The sequence below is a fragment of the Sphingomonas aerolata genome (assembly GCF_003046295.1).
Taxonomy (GTDB): domain Bacteria; phylum Pseudomonadota; class Alphaproteobacteria; order Sphingomonadales; family Sphingomonadaceae; genus Sphingomonas; species Sphingomonas aerolata.
Map to the genome: position 1 here is coordinate 268,600 of NZ_PZZN01000002.1, position 16,683 is coordinate 285,282.

Annotated in this window: 15 protein-coding genes; 8 read left to right on the plus strand and 7 right to left on the minus strand. The window is 67.1% G+C overall.

The features are described from left to right. Window positions 1–68: 68 nt before the first annotated feature. The gene (locus C8J24_RS17555; protein WP_167396735.1) at window positions 69–227 is read right to left on the minus strand and encodes a hypothetical protein; all 159 of its coding nucleotides are present in this window, start codon (window positions 225–227) and stop codon (window positions 69–71) included. Window positions 228–543: 316 nt separating this feature from the next. Between C8J24_RS17555 and C8J24_RS08605 the strand changes: the two genes are divergently transcribed. Next, window positions 544–2,418 carry a putative bifunctional diguanylate cyclase/phosphodiesterase gene (locus tag C8J24_RS08605; RefSeq protein ID WP_244180578.1) on the plus strand — a complete coding sequence of 625 codons (1,875 nt, stop codon included), beginning with the start codon at window positions 544–546 and terminating at the stop codon, window positions 2,416–2,418. A 67-nt stretch (window positions 2,419–2,485) separates the two neighbouring features. On the opposite strand, the gene C8J24_RS08610 is transcribed toward C8J24_RS08605, so the two are convergent. After that, window positions 2,486–2,857 carry a hypothetical protein gene (locus C8J24_RS08610; protein ID WP_208620942.1) on the minus strand — a complete coding sequence of 124 codons (372 nt, stop codon included), beginning with the start codon at window positions 2,855–2,857 and terminating at the stop codon, window positions 2,486–2,488. 192 nt (window positions 2,858–3,049) lie between these two features. Here C8J24_RS08610 and C8J24_RS08615 point away from each other — a divergent pair, with 192 nt between their 5' ends. From C8J24_RS08615 to C8J24_RS08625, 3 genes are all read left to right on the plus strand, one after another. Next, window positions 3,050–3,508, plus strand: coding sequence for a DUF4126 domain-containing protein (locus tag C8J24_RS08615; RefSeq protein ID WP_107931766.1), 459 nt, complete (start codon window positions 3,050–3,052; stop codon window positions 3,506–3,508). 179 nt (window positions 3,509–3,687) lie between these two features. Then, window positions 3,688–4,110, plus strand: coding sequence for a hypothetical protein (locus C8J24_RS08620; RefSeq protein ID WP_244180579.1), 423 nt, complete (start codon window positions 3,688–3,690; stop codon window positions 4,108–4,110). 12 nt (window positions 4,111–4,122) lie between these two features. Continuing rightward, window positions 4,123–4,704 carry a hypothetical protein gene (locus C8J24_RS08625; protein WP_244180580.1) on the plus strand — a complete coding sequence of 194 codons (582 nt, stop codon included), beginning with the start codon at window positions 4,123–4,125 and terminating at the stop codon, window positions 4,702–4,704. A 103-nt stretch (window positions 4,705–4,807) separates the two neighbouring features. Here the strand turns inward: C8J24_RS08625 and C8J24_RS08630 are convergent, their stop codons facing one another. The 5 genes from C8J24_RS08630 to C8J24_RS08650 all read right to left on the minus strand — a co-directional run bounded on the left by C8J24_RS08630 (window position 4,808) and on the right by C8J24_RS08650 (window position 11,224). Next, window positions 4,808–5,461, minus strand: coding sequence for an SOS response-associated peptidase family protein (locus C8J24_RS08630; RefSeq protein ID WP_107931768.1), 654 nt, complete (start codon window positions 5,459–5,461; stop codon window positions 4,808–4,810). A 60-nt stretch (window positions 5,462–5,521) separates the two neighbouring features. Further along, complete coding sequence (locus C8J24_RS08635; RefSeq protein WP_107931770.1) at window positions 5,522–7,987, minus strand: S9 family peptidase; 2,466 nt, start codon at window positions 7,985–7,987, stop codon at window positions 5,522–5,524. Between the two features lie 87 nt (window positions 7,988–8,074). Next, the gene (locus C8J24_RS08640; protein ID WP_244180581.1) at window positions 8,075–8,899 is read right to left on the minus strand and encodes a hypothetical protein; all 825 of its coding nucleotides are present in this window, start codon (window positions 8,897–8,899) and stop codon (window positions 8,075–8,077) included. A gap of 28 nt (window positions 8,900–8,927) precedes the next feature. Next, window positions 8,928–9,860 (minus strand): lysylphosphatidylglycerol synthase domain-containing protein, encoded by a 933-nt coding sequence (locus tag C8J24_RS08645; RefSeq protein WP_146163668.1) that lies wholly within the window; start codon window positions 9,858–9,860, stop codon window positions 8,928–8,930. Window positions 9,861–9,928: 68 nt separating this feature from the next. Then, window positions 9,929–11,224 (minus strand): glycosyltransferase family 4 protein, encoded by a 1,296-nt coding sequence (locus tag C8J24_RS08650; protein WP_107931775.1) that lies wholly within the window; start codon window positions 11,222–11,224, stop codon window positions 9,929–9,931. 149 nt (window positions 11,225–11,373) lie between these two features. On the opposite strand from C8J24_RS08650, the gene C8J24_RS08655 reads away from it, so the two are divergent. From C8J24_RS08655 to C8J24_RS08670, 4 genes are all read left to right on the plus strand, one after another. Further along, window positions 11,374–12,051, plus strand: coding sequence for a response regulator transcription factor (locus tag C8J24_RS08655; protein WP_107931777.1), 678 nt, complete (start codon window positions 11,374–11,376; stop codon window positions 12,049–12,051). A 20-nt stretch (window positions 12,052–12,071) separates the two neighbouring features. Then, window positions 12,072–13,409, plus strand: coding sequence for a sensor histidine kinase (locus tag C8J24_RS08660; protein WP_107931779.1), 1,338 nt, complete (start codon window positions 12,072–12,074; stop codon window positions 13,407–13,409). 137 nt (window positions 13,410–13,546) lie between these two features. Then, complete coding sequence (locus C8J24_RS08665) at window positions 13,547–14,719, plus strand: MFS transporter (protein ID WP_107932721.1); 1,173 nt, start codon at window positions 13,547–13,549, stop codon at window positions 14,717–14,719. A gap of 83 nt (window positions 14,720–14,802) precedes the next feature. Beyond that, window positions 14,803–16,671, plus strand: coding sequence for a gamma-glutamyltransferase family protein (locus C8J24_RS08670; RefSeq protein ID WP_107931781.1), 1,869 nt, complete (start codon window positions 14,803–14,805; stop codon window positions 16,669–16,671). Window positions 16,672–16,683: the final 12 nt, after the last annotated feature.

A 16,683-nucleotide genomic window follows, 5' to 3' on the forward strand; every position in this document is an offset into this window, starting at 1 on the left:
GATATCTCGATTGACATAGCATCGACGGGCACCGCGACTTGGATGCCTGACCGATGCCGATGTCCTCGTCAGGCGGCCGTGCTGACGGGCGTTTCCGAAATGAGCGACAGATACAGGTTCGCGAGTTCGTAATGGCGGGCGCAGGCGCTGGGATCTTGGGTGGCGGCGGCCATTGCAATTTCCTGCTCGGCTCGCCGTTCGAAATAGCACCGATCTGCGTCCGTCATCGTCAAGCCCCTCGCGCAGCATTGCTCGCGTGTGTTTCGCCGCCGGCGAGTGCCAGCCATGCGGCGTCCTAGGCGCGGGACCAGATCGCGACAAGAGCTATTGTTCGCTATATGTTCTTCGGCTAAGGACCCTCAATCCGTGGCGAAGTCCGTGCGTGTCGGTCGGACTCCGGAGGGCTCGTGCAGTACAGTTCTGGGTGCGCGTCCGTTGACGAATGGATACATGCCAAATCGGGCTGAACTATAGCCGTTTGGGATGTTCATGAAAAGTAAATAGAAATTGTTCTCAGATGCATCCATGGCTTATGATTTCTCCATGACCGATCTATCCTATTCAGTCGGTGATGATACCCAGCGTGTGGTGCTGCAACTCCAGAACGCGATACTCAAGAGGATTGCCCGGGGCGAGAGTCTGGACGTCACCTGCCGGTCGTTATGCGAGCAGGTCGAGCAGCTGGTGCCCGGCGTGATCTGTTCGGTCCTGACGGTCGACCGCGCGGGCAGGATGCATCCGCTGGCCGGCCCCAGTCTTCCGGAGTCGTATTCGCAGGCAATCGATGGCGCCGCGATCGGGCCGCTGGCCGGGTCGTGCGGCACCGCCGCGTATCTCGGCATCGACGTCAGCGTCGCGGATATCGCGACCGATCCGCGCTGGGCCGATTTCAAGCATCTGGTGGCGCCGCTCGGTCTGCGCGGCTGTTGGTCGAGCCCGATATCGAATCCGGACGGGCTTACCGTGGCGACCTTTGCCTTTTACTACCGCGAAGCGCGGGGTCCGACGGCGTTCGAACGCGTGCTCGTCGAACATTGCCTGCATCTCTGCCTGATCGCCATCGATCGCCATAATCGCGTCGTCGAACATGAGCGGCGCGCCTTTACCGACACGCTGACGGAACTGCCCAACCGGGCCGCCTTCAATGCGGCATTGGCCGATATCCGGGGTCGGTCGGTCGCGCGCTGGGCGCTGTTCGTGCTCGATCTCGACAATCTGAAGGTGATCAACGACACGTTCGGGCATCCGGCCGGCGATGCTGTCCTGCGGATCGTCGGTCAGCGGATCGCGGCGGCGGGAGAGCCCGGGCGGACCTTTCGGGTGGGGGGCGACGAATTCGCGCTGATCCTGGAGTCGGCGGACGACCTGGCCGAACCCGATGCGATCGCGCAGCGGATCCTCGATGCGCTGGGCCGACCCGCCGATTGCGGCGGCCAGATCGTCGTGCCGCGCGCGACCATCGGTGGCGCGGTCTATATCGCGGGCGATCCCGTGACCGCCCCAGTGCGCCAGAACGCCGATTTCGCGCTGTACCATGCAAAGGACACCGCGCGCGGCAGCTTCGTGATGTATTCGGCCGCGCTGGGTTCGAGCATGACGCGGCGCCTGCACGCGATCCGCGATGTCAGCGCAGCACTCTGTGACGGACGGATCGAGGCCTATTACCAGCCAATCTTCCGGCTCGACACGCGTGAGATCGTCGGTCTGGAAGCGCTGTGCCGGATGCGCATTGACGACCGGATCATTTCCGCCGCCGCGTTCCACGAAGCCACCAGCGATGCGCGGGTTTCGACCGCACTGACCGAGCGGATGATGGGGCTTGTCGCCGCCGACATCCGGACCTGGCTCGATCTGGGTCTCGCAATCCAGCATGTCGGGATCAACGTCTCGTCGGAGGATTTGAGCGGCGGGGCGATTGCGCGCGTGCTCGCATCGGCGTTCGAACGCCATGACGTCTCGCTAGAGCATGTCATCCTGGAGGTCACCGAAACCGTGTATATGGGCCGAGGCGACCAGGCGATCCAAGAGGCGATCCGCGCGCTGCGCGACCATGGCATCCGGGTGGCGCTCGACGATTTCGGCACCGGTTTCGCGTCGCTCACGCATCTTCTCACGGTGCCCGTCGACGTGATCAAGATCGACAAGACGTTCGTCGATCATCTCGAACCCGACAGTGTCAGCGCGACGATCGTCGAAGGGCTGATCCGCGTCGCCAAGAAAATGGGCATCCGGATCGTCGCGGAGGGGATCGAGTCGGATCAGCAGATCGCGCAGCTTCGCGCGATCGGCTGCGTGCTTGGCCAGGGATTCGTATTTTCCCCGGCGGTCGACCGGGATGCGACGACCGCGCTCCTGGCGATGCACGGGCAGCGCGAGGCGCGGCGTGTCGGCGGCGGCGGGATGGCACGGGCCTCGTGAGGATGCGGCCTGCCTAGTGCCGGCGGTACCCCGCGAGCGGGGGTGGCGCAGCATCCATGGCTCGGGCTTACTGGTAGCGGAGCGTCTTTTCGAACCCTTCATTCGTCTTGGCCATCTTGGCGATCTTGCGCAGCTGGCTACGGACATGGCGCTGGAACCGGATATCGTCGTAGATGCCGGTCGCGGTATAATCGTCCTGCGCGATCAGGTCCTTGAGCCGTTTGGCAAAACCGGCCTGATCCGCGGTGCAGTCCGGTGCCTGAAGCGCCCGGCAGGCCCATTCCTCGGCGGCCGCCTTGTCATAATCGTCCTGCGCCTCGTAGCCGCGCCGGTCCGCCATTGCCTGGTCGAGCTTCGCCGCGGCAAGCCGCCGCTCGAGCCAGGTTTTGACCAGAGTCCCGTCCCACGCCGCGCTTTTGGTATTCGCCGGATCATTCATCGTTCGCTCCAATGCTTTCCGGCTTATGCGCAAATCGGGAACGTTCAAGCGCGTTTGCGGGCGTCGCTCCGGGTATCGGCGTGGTGCCCGGGGTCGGTGCGGGATCGAGCGGCGCGCTGGTATGGAGCGCATTGACGGTGTCATCCGTTGACGGAGCCGATCACACGATCGCTCCAACTGACAGGATCCCTTATGCTTCGTTCCCTTCTGATAGGCCTGGTGGCCGGCCAGCGTGCGATGACGCCGCTTGCTGCACTGGCCGGCGCCGCACAGCGCGGCACGCTCCCTGAGGATACCGCTGGAGCGCGTCTGATGGCGGCGCCGCTGATCAGCGCCGGGGGCGTGGCGATGGCGGCGGCCGAGATGGCGGGCGACAAGATGAAGACCGCGCCCGATCGTACCGTGTTCCTCGGTCTGCTCGCGCGCACGATCACGGGCGGCTTTGCCGGCGCGGCGCTCGCCCCGCCAAAGCGTCAGCTGACGGGCGCAGCGGTCGGGATCGGCGCGGCGATCCTGTCATCCTATGGTGGCCTCGCCGCCCGCAAATGGGCGATGGAACGCTGGGGGCAGACGAGCACCGGGTTCGTCGAGGACGCGATCCTGATGTCCGCGGCGACCGCGATCGTTCACGCCAGGCCGGCGCACGCCTGACGCCGGATCGCCGTCAGCGGCGGCCGCCGCGCCTTCGCTGACGGCACGATCTCCGACTAGATCTGGCTATTCTAATACTTCGCTTCGTCACAATACATCAGATATCGATCTATTGCCTCCGGCTCCACCTTCTCGCGCACAAACAACAGTGATAAGCGCGAGATATTACGGGGGGATCTATGATTCGAGCAATCATTCTGGCTGCGGCATTTGCGGCGACGGTTCCAGCAGGGGCTTCGGCGAAGGATGATCCGAACACGCTGACGCACGGCATGGTGCAGATGAACCTGAAGGTCGGCACCACGACGCAGGCACAGATCATCGAGGCGTTTGGCGGGCCGAACATTACCACTATCGATGGTTCCGGACAGGAAATGTGGGTCTATGACCGCCATGCCACGGTGTCTTACGACAAGACATCGGGGTTTTCGATCGGCCTGTTCGGCGGCGGTGGTGGCGGCGGCGCCGCGGGGCTGGGCGGTCTGGGGTTCAGCAACAAGAAGTCGCGGTCGAGCCAGTCGTCGCGCGCCATGACACTCGTGATCAAGTTCGACGCGAACAAGGTCGTCAGCGATTTCCAAAGCCGCAGCAGTTCGTTCTAAGGGGGAATATCAATGAAGAAGCTTTTCGTAGCGCTCGCCATGGCGGGTGCGTGCCTCGACGCGTCTGTCGCCTATGCAAAAAAGCCGGTGGTCATGTCGTCGCTCGAACTCCAGCAACTGCAGGGTCGGGACATCGAGGCGAGCAAGGACCAGGTCTTCGGCGCCGTCATGTCGGTGCTGCAGGATTCGGGCTATCGTATCCAGGCCGCCGACAAGGACACCGGGCTGATCACCGGTATCGCCTCGACCAAGGGCAAGATGTCGTACAGCCTGTGGACCGGTTTCGGTAAATCGAAGAAGACGCCGATCGTCTCGGCCTTTATCGAGCAGACCAGCCCGTCGACGACGCATGTGCGGCTGAGCTTCGTCATGGGGAAAGTCAAATCGACCGTCTATGGCTCGGGGGCGCAGGACGAAGAGCCGATCTACGACGTGTCGGTCTATCAGACGGCGTTCGAGCAGATCAACCAGACCGTGTTCATCCGCCAGACGATGAAGTCCCCGGCCGCGACGGTGGCGTCGCCGGGTGCGCCGATCGCCGCGACGCCTGTCGCTACCACGGTCGCGCCCGCCGCGCCGTCCGCCCCCAAGTGACGATCGGTCAGGCGGGCGGTACGCCGCCCGCCTGATCATGGTTGTGGGTGATTGCCGCTTGGCGTCGGCGCGCGGCCCGATGCCGCGCTGGGTGGTTCGACTCTTATAGCAGGGTGCGGCCCGGCGTTGCGGCGGTGCGGGTCGGGAAGACGGGGCCGCGCACCGTCATCCGGCTGGCCGGATAGGGGCGCTGCAGTGCGACGACGTCGTCGTAGCGACCGGCGAGCCAGAGCGCGTGATCGTCCGGATGCAGGATGGTGATCATCGCCTTGGGGTGGATCGGCGCGACCAGGTCGTTCGCGTCGCAGGTGACCATCGCGAAATACCGCTGCTCGCCGATCTGGCGCCAGAATCCGGCGATCGCGAACACGTCCTGGTCGATGACGTCGAACCACATCTCGCCCTTGATCGGCTTTTTCCCGTCGCCGCGATCGACGGGGTCGGGCGTCCATTCGCAGAATTCGGTGAGTGGGATCAGGCACCGGTTCTCGGGGTTCGCGGCAAGCGCTTTCCACTGCGGCAGCGCGAGGTTGCGGACGTTGGTCATCGGCCATGGCGCCTGCCCGGCGGTCACGTCCCACTGCATCACATCGAGCCCGCGGGCCCCGTCCTGCTCGCGGATCACATAGGCGCGGCTCTTGGGGTAAAGCTCGGTCGGATTGAACCGGTTATCCATCGGCCTTGGCGTCAGCCAGCCCGCGCCAAAGACCTGGGTCAGGGTTTCGGGCTCGCCCTCGAACCGCGCGCGATTACACATGGGGTGCCGATGCGATGGGACCGGCCGTCGCGCAAGCCTGTGGAAAGGCACGACACCCGGTCATGGCCGGCGCTCCGCCGTCTCCGTTGCCGGCTTCGGCTTCACGTAGCGGTCCAGCCAGTCCGTCATCTGCCACAGCGTCTCTTCGGTGGACTCGAGCGCGCGATAGCCGTGCGGTTCGTTCGGCAGGACGACGTAGCGCACGGTCGCACCATTGCCCTTGAGCGCAGCGTACATGCGTTCGGACTGGATCGGGAAGGTGCCGCTATTGTCGTCCGCGCCGCCGTGGATGAGCAGGATCGGCGCCTTGATCCGGTCGGCATAAGTGAACGGGCTCATTTCGGTATAGGTCGGCGTCGCCTGCCAATAGGTCCGCTGTTCCGCCTGGAACCCGAACGGCGTCAGCGTGCGGTTATACGCGCCCGACCGGGCGATGCCTGCGCGGAAGAGATCGGTATGCGCCAGCAGATTGGCGGTCATGAACGCCCCATAGCTGTGCCCGCCGACCGCTATGCGGGTCCGGTCGGCGACCCCGAGCTTGACGACGGCATCGACCGCCGCCTGCGCATTCTGCTGGAGTTGCTTGACGTAGGTGTCGTTCGCCTCCGTGCCGCCTTCGCCGATGATCGGCATCGCCGGATTGTCGAGGATCGCATAGCCCTGGGTCAGCAGGAACAGGTGGCTGATGCCGCGTGGGCGCACGAAGCGATTGCCCTGGTCGACGGTCTGCCCGGCGACGTTCGCATCGGTGAATTCGGCGGGATACGCCCAGAGCAAGGTCGGCAGCGGCCCGTTGCGCTTCGCGTCATAGCCCGCGGGGAGGTAGAGCGACCCCGACAGTGCAAGCCCGTCGGCGCGGGGATAGGTGATCGTGCGCTGCGTCACGCCCGCGAACACGGGGGCAGGATCGGCGAACGCGGTGACCGGCTTGGCGCTGCCGCCCTTGACGCTGCGCATGACGTAATTGGGGGCGAGCTTTGCGCTTTCGCGGCGCGTGAGGATGCGCTGCCCGGTATCGTCGAGCATCGCGACGACGGTTTCGTAAAAAGGCGGCTTGGCGGACCATAGCTGCGTCTGTTCGCCACCTGTAAACGGCAGCGTCGCGAGGAAGGGGAAGGCGCCCGCCTTGGTCGCACCGTCGCCGGTGACGTAGACGGCCTTATGGTCCGGGGTGAAGCGCATCACCGGTTTGCCAGCGGCGTTCGATTCGACGACCGGCCGACCCGGGTCGCCATATTGGTCCTGATAATTGCGGGTCAGCAGCGTGCGCGGCTGGCCCGGTCGCGCCGGTGCGACCGCAAGCCGGTGTTCGGTCCGCGACCGCCATTCGCGATCAACGACCATCGCGAAGCCGTCATCGCCCCAGAAGGTCGTCGCATAGCGCGCCGGGGTCATCGCCAGGTCGACCGGCGCCGCTTCGAACGGTGCCGCCTGCATCTTGACCACGTCGTGGAAGGCGACCTTCGCACGCGGATTGCCGCCGTCGAGCGCCTCCGCCCAGACGAGCGTGGCGGGGGCGTCGGATCGCCACATCGCCTCGCGCGGACCCTTGACGGTGGCGTCGAAGTCGACCGGAAGATCGTCGGCGAGCGGGCGATCGACCAGCGTCCGGACCGGCTGGCCATCGATCGTCGCGACGGCGATCTCGGTCGGGAAATAGCGCGCGGGCAGCAGATAGGAATAGGGCCGCTTGAGCCGTTCGGTCAGCAGATACCGGCCGTCGGGCGAGACGCTGAACTCGGTGATGAGCCCGGGTGCGCCGATCGGCCGGGTGGCGCCCGACAGCGCGATCCGGACGAGCTGGCCCGTGAAATAATGATCGAACAGGGCCTCGTCCTGCGCATCGCCGAGCAAATCCTCATAGGTTCGCGCCGCCGACGATCGGCCCGCGCTTTCCTGGACGACGGGCCCCGTCGGCGTGTCGCCGGCGACGGGGGCGGGGCCGCGGTTCGCGGGGACGGTGTAGGCGATCAGCGCCGTGCTGTCGGGCATCCAGGTGAACGGCGTGCCGAACGTCCCGTTCAAGCCCTTGGCCACCATGCGCGCGCTGCCGTCGCGCTCGGCGATCCACAGCGAGAGACCGTCGGGCTGCTGTGCATAGAAGGCGAGGCGGGTGCCGTCGGGCGACCAGTCAGGTGCGGCAAAGCGCAGTCCGGCAGGCAGCGCGACATTAATGGTCTTGCCGCTCGCCAGATCCTTGAACTGCAGCGCGTTCAACCACTGCACGCGGACCTCGGCCTGACCATTGGTCGCGGGATCGATGCGATAGCCACCAAGCCGCAGGATCGGTTTGGACAGATTGGCGATCGACGGGAGATTCTCGCGGCCGAGGATCGCGAGCGTCCGGTGGTCGGGGCTGACCGAGACGCCTGGGGTCGGGGGTGTCTCCAGCGCCCGTGCGATCGCATCGGGCGCGCGGTGATAGGGTGTGCCCGGCGTCTGCGCGCTGGCGCCGGAGACCACCGCGCCGGGTAAAGCGGTCGCGGTGACGAGGAGGAGAGCGATCAAACAGGCACTGGCGCGCATTCATAACCCCTTGTTCTGATATGTCAGGGGTGTGGCATGTCGGGCGGGCCGGCACCAGCGGGCCCGGCCTGCATGGCAGCTGGCACCTCAGAATTCGCGAATGATGCGCAGGCCGATGCGCGGTCGAAATGGACCCGACACGGCCCGTTCGGCGCCCGCACCGATCTGCGCCGAGACCTTCCGCCCGATCGCGCGGTGCAGCTGTGGCATCAGGAGCCAATAGCCGCTCGCCCCCGTCTGCCGGTTTACCTCGAACCCGAGCACGGTGCCGTCATCGACATCCCAGAATGTCGAGTGATTGACGATCAGCCCGGTGCCCTTCGTGCTCCTGAGCGTCACGTCGCCCGCGCCGATCATCGTCATCGTGCTCAACCGTTCGCCGAAGCGGTTGCCGAGCAGATAGACCAGGCTGCTCGACCAGCCCCCGTCGCGGCGATTGTGAAGCCCGAGATACTGGACGCCGTGGATGCTGCGTCCGCCGCGAAACGTGCCGAACGTCCCCTGCAGCCCCATTTTGAGATCGGTCAGCCGGCCATTGGTGAACGGCAGCTCGAGCTCGACCGCAAAGCCGTCGGCGACCGCATATTCGACCTCGGGCGCCCATTCGACATGGCGCGACGGTCCGCTGAGATTGACCTGGGCGAGCGTGTTGGTCTCGAGCTCGCCGCGCCGCGCGCCGAGTGGCCGCACCATGTCGAAGATCATCGGTTCGGGGATGGCGGGGATCGCCGCGGACGTCGCCCCCGCGATCGCGGTCGCGCCCGGCACCGGCTGGGCCTCTGCCGATCGCGTCTGCGCGGCTGCACCGGTGCTGGCGGCGAGGAGGGCGGGGGCGCAGAACGCTGCGAGGGAGAACGGGGCGCAGGGCCGCGCGCGGATGATCATGGTGACGGGTTCCGGTGGCTGGAGCATGAGGACATGCGCTCATCGCCGCGCCGACTTACGCCGACCTTACGCGAGCCCGCAGGTCGACTTCATGAAGCGCGAACAGCACCATCCCGATGGCGAGCGGGATCAGGAAATAGACCATCCGATAGGCGAGCAAGGCGGCGAACAGCGTCGCGCGGTCGATCTCGGGGAGGCTCGCCAGCATCACCGCTTCGAACACGCCCACGCCACCCGGGGCATGGGTGATCAGTCCCGTCGTGATCGCCACCAGGTACCCGAGCAACAGGCCGGGAAGCAGGGCAAGCGACGCGCCGGGCAGCAGGACGACCAGCACCAGCGCCGCAAGGACGAGGTCGATGCTCGCCAGCATCATCTGGATCAGTGCCTGCCGCGTGCGAGGCACGGGGATCGACCGGCCGAACGCGACGATCATCCGACCGCCACGCCGGTGGAGCAGGATCAGCACCAGGCCCAGCAGGGCAAGGCTCACCGCGCCGATCGCGGCGTGGACCGGGTAGGACATCGCAAGGCCGGCAATCGCCAGCCTGTCGGGACTGGCGACAAGCCCGATCCCCAGCAGCAGGAGCACCCCGGACCAGAAGGTCAGGCCGGTCAGCACCATGACATGGCCGACTTCGCCGATCGTCAGCCCTGCGGGCCGGTAGATCCGCCACCGCGCGGTTCCACCGGTCAGCAGCGCGAACCCGAAATTGTGACTGAAAACATAGCTGGTGAACGAGGCGAGCGCCGCCCGGGGATAGGCAACCCGTCGCCCGATGACCCGCAGCGCGATCACGTCATAGCCGGTCAGCACGCCGTAGCTGGTTGCGGTGATCCCGGCGGCGAGCAGCAGCCGGACCCCGCCGATCCGCGTCAGCGTGTCGCGGATGTCGGTCCAGTCGACCCCGTCTAGCAGGCTTGCGAGTGCCGACAGGGCGATCGCGACGACGGCGAGCATCGCGGCAGCAGCGGCTGCCGTTCGCACCGACGACGATGACAGGAGACGTCGCCACCCTGACGGCGTCCGGGCGCTGCACTGTTCTGTCACGACGCTCAGCCCGCGGCCGACCGGTTCCGCCGGAGTGCCGACGCGGCACCCGGATCGGCGGTTGCCGACACAGTGTCCGTCCCCAACAGCGCATGATAGGCGTCGAGGACCATCGCCGACGCTGTGTCCCAGTCATAGGCCGCGCTTGCCGCGCGTGCGGCCCGGCCCATCGAAGCGCGCAGATCCGAGAACAGTGCGAGACGGCGAACCGCGGCAACCGCCGCATCGAGATCGTTCGCGGCGAAGAACATGCCCGTTTCCTTGCGCAGCAGGTTGCGTCCGCTGGGGATGTCGACGCACACGCTCGGCAATCCCGATGCCATCGCTTCCAACGTTACGTTGCCAAAGGCTTCGGAAATGCTCGGATTGACGAAAATATCCGCGCTGGCGACCGCGCGGGCCAGCCTGTCGCCCGACAGGCTGCCGAGGAGGATCGCGTCCGGCAGGCGCTGCGTTAGCCAGTCCCGTTCGGGCCCGTCGCCGACGACCACCGCCCGGATCGTGGCGGCAGTTCCGCACGATTCTTCGGTACCCTTGCGAACCGCGTCGACGATGTCGGCGAACAGCGCCGGTCCCTTCTCGCGGACCAGCCGGCCGAAGAAGAGCAGGACGATGTCGGTGTCGGCGATGCCCATGTGCCGGCGCCAGGCCAGGTCGCGGTGGCGCGGAGAGAAGGCATCGCGATCGACCCCGCGACCCCAGAGACGTGTCCGCTCGCCAAGCCCCTTGGCGGAAAACTCGGCGGCGATGGGAGGGGTGGGCACGAGGATCGCGTCGCTGCCGGTGTAGAACCGGTCGAGATGCCGTTCCATCATTGGCCGGATCAATCCCGCACCATAGAATTGCGCATAGGTCTCGAACCGCGTGTGCAAGCTGGCGACGACCGGGACGCCCATCGTCCGCGCCAGCCGCTGCGCGGCAACGCCGGTCCAGTCGGGGGCGGACAGGTGGACGATGTCGGGGCGGAAGCGTTCGACATCGCGCCGCACGCTCGCCGGCAATCCGAGCCCCAGCCGATACTCGCCGCGACCTGGAATGCTGACCGACGGGACCGACACCAATGTGCCCGTGGGGGCAAAGGCGGGGCGGGGCGATGTCGGTGAATAGACCCGAACGTCGACGCCGTCGCGCTCGAGATACCCGACGAGGCGGTTGAGCGCCTGGTTGGCGCCGTCGCGCAGATAGTTGTAGTTGCCCGAGAACAGGGCGACCCGGCGCGGCTGGTCAGGCGCCGCACGGTCGCGGGACACCGCGGCGCGGGTCGCTGCAAGCCGTTCGAACGGGCCAAGGATATCGGACATGGAGACACTCTGATTTTTGCTGACGGCGCATCGCGCGACATCGATCGGGATCGAGGATCGGTCGGCCTATCCCGTCCGGCTTACGCCAGCCTTACAGGCGGCGATGGGCGCGGGCGGTGCGATCCGGGCAGCCCGACCGGGGAGCGTCGATGCGGATCCTGATCGTCGAGGATCATGCCGATCTGGTCACGATGCTGATCCGGCTGCTCGGCGAGGCGGGCTATGCCGCGGACGCGACCGCGACGGCCGCCGATGCACGGCTGATCCTGTCCTATACGCGCTATGCCGCGGTCATCCTCGATCTCGGGCTGCCGGACGGCGATGGCCTGTCGGTCGTGCGCGAATTGCGTGACCGCGACGATCCCACGCCGGTCATCGCGCTGACGGCGCGGGCAAGCGTCGCACACCGGGTGACCGGGCTCGAGGCGGGGGCCGACGACTATCTCGCCAAGCCGTTCGCGCCCGAGGAACTGCTCGCCCGCATCCAGGCGCTGCTCCGGCGCAGCGGCACGATCGTCGACCGGACGATCGAGTGCGGCAACGTCCGGTTCGATCCGGCAACGCGCGAGGTCTCCGTTGCCGGCCGGCCGACCGTTTTGTCCGCGCGCGAACTGGAGGTGCTCGCCGGGCTGATCCGCCGCGCGAGCCGGGTGGTGACCAAGCAGCATCTCGAACAATTGCTGTTCGGGCTGGCCGACGATCTCGGGTCGAATGCAGTCGAGGTCTATGTCCACCGGCTGCGGCGTCGTCTGGCGGAGTCGCAGGCGACCGCGGACATCGTCACGGTCCGAGGGGTCGGTTACATGATGCTGGAGCGGGACGCGTGACGCGGCCGCCACGATCATTGATGGCGCAGATCCTGCGCTGGCATGCGATCGCGGTGCTGATCACCGCCGTCGCGGTGGCCGGCGGGGTCTATCTGTTTCTCGACACGACGGCGGCGCGGATCCAGCATCAGACGGTCCACGTCCATACCCAGGCCCTGCGCCAGGCGCTGTCGCAGGACGCGCGCGGCCGGTTGCACCTGACGCAGGACCGGACCAGCGCCGCAGTGTTCGCGCCGGGGGCGGGCTTTGCATTCCGCATCGTCGATCCGCGCGGTGCGGTCCTGTTCCGGTCGGACTCGCCGATCCTGGTGCCGCTCGCTGCCATCCCCCTGAGCCACGAGGAGCGCTTCTTCCGCCGGCAGTCGCGGCATGCCTTCTATGCCGGCGCCAGCAGTCCGGTGCGCGTCGGGAGCGCGCGTGTCTGGATCATTGTCCTGCAGAACCTGACTCACCCGGACTATATTCTCGACGACCTGCTCGCGCAGTTCCTGCTCTACGGCCTGGCGATCGTGACGCCGGTCCTGCTGCTGCTGCTGGCGATCGACGTGCTGATCATCCGGCGTGCGGTCGCGCCGGTACGGCAAGCCTCCGCATCGCTGCGGACGGACGATGCGCTGCCGCTCGATCTGCGTCTGCATGACGACCGGCTTCCGGCCGAAGTGCGTCCACTCGCGCGCGCGGTCAATGCGCTGCTGGAGCGTCTGACGTCGAGCTACCGCATGCAGCGCGACTTCATCGCCGATGCGGCGCACGAGCTGCGCACGCCGATCGCGGTGGCGAGGCTTCGTGTCGAGGAGGTCGAGGATGCTACGTTGCGGTCGACGCTGCGCAGCGATCTCGACACGCTCGGCCGCATCGTCGAGCAGGTGCTGGAGATCGCCGAGCTCGAAACCGTCGCGCTGGATACCGCGGCATCGGTCGATCTCGTCGCGATCGCGACCGACGGCGTGGCCTCGATCGCGCCGCTGGCGATCCGCCAGGGCAAGTCGATCGCGCTGTCGACGGGGGCGGACAGCGTGATGGTCGCCGGCCATGCGGCCTGGATCGCCAAGGCGCTGGGCTGCCTGATCGAGAATGCGGTCAAGCATAGCGGGCCTGGCCGTCGGATCGACGTGACGATCGGGACAGACGGCACGCTGGCGGTCTGCGACGACGGCCCCGGCATCCCCGAGGCGGATCAGCCGTCGATCTTTCGCCGTTTCTGGAAACGCGATCGTGCCGCATCCGCCAGCAGCGGGTTGGGGCTGGCGATCGTCGCGCAGGTTGCGGAGGCGCACGCGACGCGGGTGGTGCTCGCGTCGCGGCCGGGGCGGACCCGGTTCGCGATTACCTTCCGCACCGCATTGATGCGCCGCTGATCGCGAGCCCATCTTCGCCACTGACGCGCTCTTATCGGGCATTGCACCATGGTCCACATAGCGGGCACGCGGTCGCAGAGGAATTTGGTATGACGAGTATTGCGGACGACCGTGGCCCCTTGGAGCCGGATGCGTCGATGCCACACCCGCCGGGCGGACACCATCTCGGTCGGGGGCTGACGTTCGTGATGGCCGCCGCGGCCGGCGTTGCCGTCGCCAATATCTATTACAACCAGCCCATGCTGGGGATCATCGAGCGCGACCTGCCCGGGGCCGCGACCAGCCTGGTGCCGACCGCGACCCAGCTTGGCTATGCCGCGGGACTGTTCCTTCTGGTACCGCTCGGCGACCTGGTCGAACGCCGGCGTCTGATCGTCGTGCAGTTCCTGGGGCTGGCCGCGGCCCTGATCCTCGCGGCGATCGCACCGAGCGCGGCGATGCTGATCGCCGCGTCGCTGCTCGTCGGGATATTGTCGACCGTCGCGCAACAGGTCGTGCCGTTTGCCGCGCATCTCGCAAGCCCGGAACGACGCGGTGCAACGGTCGGGACGGTCATGGCGGGGCTGTTGTGCGGCATCCTGCTCAGCCGGACGCTGGCGGGTTTCGTCGCGACGCATGCCGGGTGGCGAGCGATGTTCTGGCTAGGCGTGCCGATGGCGCTCGGCGCGGGGGTGGTGATGGCGATGCGGCTGCCGCGCAGCGTCTCGACCGCGGATCTCGATTATGCAGGGCTGTTGCGGTCGCTCGGCGGTCTCTGGCGGGAGTTCGGCGCGCTGCGCAAGGCGGCCATCACGCAGGCGCTGCTGTTCGGCGCGTTCAGCGTGTTCTGGACGATTCTCGCACTCCATCTGCAGAGTCCGCGTTTCGGTTTGGGGGCGGATATCGCGGGTCTGTTCGGGGTGGTCGGTGCAGTCGGCGTGCTTGCCGCGCCGGTCGCCGGGCGCATCGCCGACCGCCGCGGTCCCAGGCTGGTGATCCTGCTCGGGGCCGTGCTGACGCTGGCAAGCTGGGCAGTCTTTGCGCTGTGGAGTTCGATTGCCGGACTGGTGGTCGGCGTCATCCTGCTCGATTTTGGCGTGCAGAGTGCGCTCGTCTCCAACCAGCATGTGGTTTACGCGCTGCGGCCCGAGGCCCGCGCCCGGCTCAACACGATCTTCATGGGGGCGATGTTCCTCGGCGGCGCGGCGGGATCTGCCGGCGCGACCTGGGCATGGCACATGGACGGTTGGGTCGCGGTCACGGGGCTAGGCGCGGCCTTGTCCGCGGCGGCGGTGCTGCTTCAGGTCGTCGCGGCCAGACGCCGGCGCTGATCCGTCGAGGCACCGCCGATTTCAGCCACTTGCGCCGATCGCCCCTGCGGGCAACAACCTTGCCAAGTTCTGGGAGTTCGCCAATGCATCGTCGCACCTTCATCGCATCGCTGCCCGCGACTGCGCTGCTTCCGACACTCGCTTCTGCGCAGCGCGGTAAAGCCAGCAGCGACCCTGCGCCCGGCCCGGGGCAGGGGGCAGCACCCGCGACGGATACCAATCCTACATTCTGGGCGCCTGGCGAGGAGCGCTTCCTGCGCCCCGACGTCCATGCCGGCGACCGGCCGATCGGCGCGAGCTTCGCGTCGCGCACAGCGGTCTATGGCCTCAACGGCGCGGCGGGGACCGCGCACCCGCTCGCGACGCAGGCGGGGATCGACATCCTGCGGTCGGGTGGGTCGGCGGTCGATGCGGCGATCGCGATCAACGCGTGTCTCGGCTTCCTCGAGCCGACGTCGAGCGGGATCGGCGGGGATGCCTATGCGATGATCTGGGATCCCAAGGCCAAGGCGGTGGTCGGCCTCGCGGGCTCGGGCAAATCGCCGCGCGGCCTGAGCCTGGAAACGGTGCGGTCGCGCGCCAGGAACGGCGCATTGCCGCCGCTCGGCGCGCTCAGCGTGTCGGTGCCGGGGACGGTCGACGCGTGGTGGACGATGCACCAGCGCTACGGAAAGCTGCCCTGGGCGGCGCTGTTCCAACCCGCGATCGCGCTGGCTGAAGCGGGCGCGCCGGTGCCCGACATCATCGCTTATTATATCCGCCGTAGCCTCACCGCGTTCCGCCGTCCGGGGAACGGGCTGGAGGAGTCCGCCAACGCGCTACGCACCTACGGGCTGGCGGACGGCAAGGGCCCCGCGGCGGGCGGCGTGTTCCGCAATCCCGATCTTGCGCGCACCTATCGCGCGATCGCGAGCGGCGGGCGCGATGCCTTCTACCAGGGCGACATCGCGCAGAAGATCGAACGCTATTTCAAGCGGATCGGCGGATGGCTGTCGGCAGCGGACCTCGCCGCGCACCATTCGGAATGGATCGCGCCCAGCACCACCGACTATCGCGGCACCACCGTCCACGCGCTTGGAGCAAACACGCAGGGGCTGGCGACGCTCCAGATGCTCAACATCCTCGAGCGGTTCGACCTGAAGGGCGCAGGCTTCCAGTCCGCGCTGTCGATCCACTTGCAGGCCGAGGCCAAGCGCCTCGCCTATGAGGACCGCGCGCGCTATTATGCCGATCCGCACTTCGCCAAGGTGCCGGTCGAGTGGCTGATCTCCAAGGACTATGCCGCACAGCGCGCCAAGCTGATCCGGCCCGACCGGTTGCTGACCCCGGTCTATCCGGGCCAAGCCCCGAGCCACGGCGACACCACCTATTTCAGCTGCGCGGACAAGGACGGCATGATGGTGTCGATGATCCAGTCCAACTTCCGCGGGATGGGATCGGGCCTCGTCGCCGATGGCCTCGGCTTCATGTTCCAGGATCGCGGGCAGCTGTTCAACCTGAAGGACGGTCACCCCAACATCTATGCGCCGGGCAAGCGGCCGTTCCAGACGATCATCCCGGGCTTCGCGACGCGCAAGGGCGCGCCGTGGATGAGCTTCGGGGTGATGGGCGGCGACATGCAGCCGCAGGGGCAGACGCAGATCATCGTCAACCGCGTCGACTATGGGCTCGAAATCCAGTCGGCAGGGGATTCGCCACGCTGGCATCACGAGGGATCGTCGCAATCGATGGGCGAAGATACGCCCGGGCTCGGACCCACCGGGCTGCTCCGGCTCGAAACCGGCGTGCCGGTCGCGACGCGCAAGCGGCTGGCCGACATGGGGTGGACGATCGGCGATCCCGATGGCGGCTTCGGGCGCTACGAATGCGTCGAGCACCGGATGGACGGCGACACCCGCGTTTATGCCGCGGCGAGCGAGATGCGCGCCGATGGGTGCGCGCTCGCCTATTGAGCAGGGCGGGGC

Excerpts from the sequence above, each read along its gene's own strand:
- C8J24_RS08625 (WP_244180580.1), top strand. The coding sequence starts at position 4,123 with ATGAAGAAGCTTTTCGTAGCGCTCGCCATGGCGGGTGCGTGCCTCGAC.
- C8J24_RS08610 (WP_208620942.1), bottom strand. The coding sequence starts at position 2,857 with ATGAATGATCCGGCGAATACCAAAAGCGCGGCGTGGGACGGGACTCTG.
- C8J24_RS08670 (WP_107931781.1), top strand. The coding sequence starts at position 14,803 with ATGCATCGTCGCACCTTCATCGCATCGCTGCCCGCGACTGCGCTGCTT.
- C8J24_RS08620 (WP_244180579.1), top strand. The coding sequence starts at position 3,688 with ATGATTCGAGCAATCATTCTGGCTGCGGCATTTGCGGCGACGGTTCCA.
- C8J24_RS08665 (WP_107932721.1), top strand. The coding sequence starts at position 13,547 with ATGCCACACCCGCCGGGCGGACACCATCTCGGTCGGGGGCTGACGTTC.
- C8J24_RS08605 (WP_244180578.1), top strand. The coding sequence starts at position 544 with ATGACCGATCTATCCTATTCAGTCGGTGATGATACCCAGCGTGTGGTG.
- C8J24_RS17555 (WP_167396735.1), bottom strand. The coding sequence starts at position 227 with ATGACGGACGCAGATCGGTGCTATTTCGAACGGCGAGCCGAGCAGGAA.
- C8J24_RS08615 (WP_107931766.1), top strand. The coding sequence starts at position 3,050 with ATGCTTCGTTCCCTTCTGATAGGCCTGGTGGCCGGCCAGCGTGCGATG.
- C8J24_RS08630 (WP_107931768.1), bottom strand. The coding sequence starts at position 5,461 with ATGTGTAATCGCGCGCGGTTCGAGGGCGAGCCCGAAACCCTGACCCAG.
- C8J24_RS08635 (WP_107931770.1), bottom strand. The coding sequence starts at position 7,987 with ATGCGCGCCAGTGCCTGTTTGATCGCTCTCCTCCTCGTCACCGCGACC.
- C8J24_RS08655 (WP_107931777.1), top strand. The coding sequence starts at position 11,374 with ATGCGGATCCTGATCGTCGAGGATCATGCCGATCTGGTCACGATGCTG.
- C8J24_RS08650 (WP_107931775.1), bottom strand. The coding sequence starts at position 11,224 with ATGTCCGATATCCTTGGCCCGTTCGAACGGCTTGCAGCGACCCGCGCC.
- C8J24_RS08660 (WP_107931779.1), top strand. The coding sequence starts at position 12,072 with ATGGCGCAGATCCTGCGCTGGCATGCGATCGCGGTGCTGATCACCGCC.
- C8J24_RS08640 (WP_244180581.1), bottom strand. The coding sequence starts at position 8,899 with ATGCTCCAGCCACCGGAACCCGTCACCATGATCATCCGCGCGCGGCCC.